Annotated in this window: 1 protein-coding gene; it reads right to left on the reverse strand. The window is 67.1% G+C overall.

The features are described from left to right. Window positions 1-193: 193 nt before the first annotated feature. Window positions 194-1,657, reverse strand: coding sequence for an IS1380 family transposase (locus ACTWQA_RS58850; RefSeq protein WP_443167470.1), 1,464 nt, complete (start codon window positions 1,655-1,657; stop codon window positions 194-196). Window positions 1,658-1,744: the final 87 nt, after the last annotated feature.

The following is a 1,744-nucleotide window of genomic DNA, read 5'->3' on the forward strand; positions in this document are numbered from 1 at the left end:
GCCTCGATGACTCAGGGGACGGTCGTCCCGGTTGAGTTGTGAGGGCAGACGGAGGTTTCCGCCTGATCGTCTGATTCCTTCGTGCGCCGGGGTGTGGGTGGCCGCCCGAAGCGCTCGGTGGGCGGCGGTTTTCCACGGGTCCGCGCGGCTGCTGGTCACTCCTTCCTCTTCTTGGCGGGCACATTCGAGCTGGTCAGAGGGGTGCTGGCAGGGCGCACAGGCGCTGCCAGCAGATCAGGAACGCGTTTTTCCATGGCCAGGTGGTGCTGATCTTCAGGATCCGTCGGCGGGCATGCGAGATCAGCCGGGCGGGCAGGTGCCACAGGCAGTAGCGGAGGGTCGGAGGTTCGGCGCGGACCAGTTCCGGGTCGTCGTGCAGGCCGAGCAGGCGGGTCCAGGCGTCGAGATCGGCCGCGAGGTTGCAGGCCAGCATCCAGCCGACGTTGACGTTCCATGTCTTGGACGGCAGGTTGCGCAACCCCATGGCCTTGTTGGTGCGCACTCGGTCTTCGACCTCGGCGTGGTCGCGGTGGACGGCGTCGATGAAGGCGAGTTGATGGCTGCCGGGGATGCCGCGCAGGCCGCGTGGCCCGAGGTTGGTGGCGATGATCGCGTACTTGAAGCCGGTCTTCTTCTCCAGGGCGGTGAGCTGCGCCGCGTCGCGGGTCGAGGGGCGCACGCGGCGGACCAGCAGCCGCACACCCCACAACGTGGCGCGTTCATCCAGACCGGTGAGCTCGGCCACCTGCGCGTGCGCGTGGACCTCACCGTCCTGGCGGATGGCGGCCTGCCAGGCATTCTCGGGCAGTTTGGCGATCGCGGTCTCGTCGGTGTCGGTGATCTTCCAGCCGACGGTGAAGCGGACGGTGCGCCGGGTGGTGTTCAGGCCCTTCATGTGCTCGACCAGGTCGTGGGTGGCGCCCGCGCCGTCGATCCGGATCCAGATCTTGGCCCGGAAGCCGTCGGGGATCTGCCTGATGGCTTCGGTGAGAACCCGCACGTGGTCGAGAGCGGTGTTGGAGCCGGCCGATCCGGTGCGCAGCAGCATCGCCAGCGATTCGTGCGTGTTGGCGCACCAGGCGGCCAGCGGGTGAAAGCCCCAGCCCTTCTTGAACGTCGCCGAAGCGCCCTGCTTGTCGGAGTGTGCGGTGATCAGCGTGGCGTCCAGGTCAATGATCACCCAGCCGGTCAGGACCTTGCCCGCCACCTGCAGCCAGGGGAATCCCGTCTCCGTCGTGGCGACCAGCTGCCACACGTGCCGCCGTACCCGCGCCCGAGCCCGAGCGATCCAGGCCTGTAGCTGGTCCGACGTCCCGACGCTCTCCAGCACTCGCCGCACGGTGGAGTCCGACGGTGGCTTGCCGAAGAGCTGCTCCTGGTGGGTGAGCAGGGCGATCTGCCGCATGCTGGTGGCTCCCAGCGCGATCGCCACCGTGAGCTGGACTACCACCACGCCCCGGTCCCACACCGGATGGCAGCCCAGCCGGGCGAACACCGCACCCAGCGCTCCGGTTAACCCCGTCTGATCAGCGCATTTGCGCAGGAGCGCGGCTCCTGCGTGTCCTATGAGCCCCTTGCCGTCTCCTCGTACAGACAAGCGGCGGTCCCATGCCGTACCGTTCACCCGGAAGGTGCGTCCGTTCTGTGCGATGTTCATGATCTCAGCAGTCAGATCATCGCAGGTCGGAGGCACCTTCTTTTAGTTATCGATCTTCAGAACGAAATACCGGCTGAATAGCCGAGG

The sequence above is a fragment of the Nonomuraea sp. 10N515B genome (genome assembly GCF_052245915.1).
Taxonomy (GTDB): domain Bacteria; phylum Actinomycetota; class Actinomycetes; order Streptosporangiales; family Streptosporangiaceae; genus Nonomuraea.

Coding starts and splice junctions, on each gene's coding strand:
- ACTWQA_RS58850 (WP_443167470.1), bottom strand. CDS start 1,657: ATGAACATCGCACAGAACGGACGCACCTTCCGGGTGAACGGTACGGCA.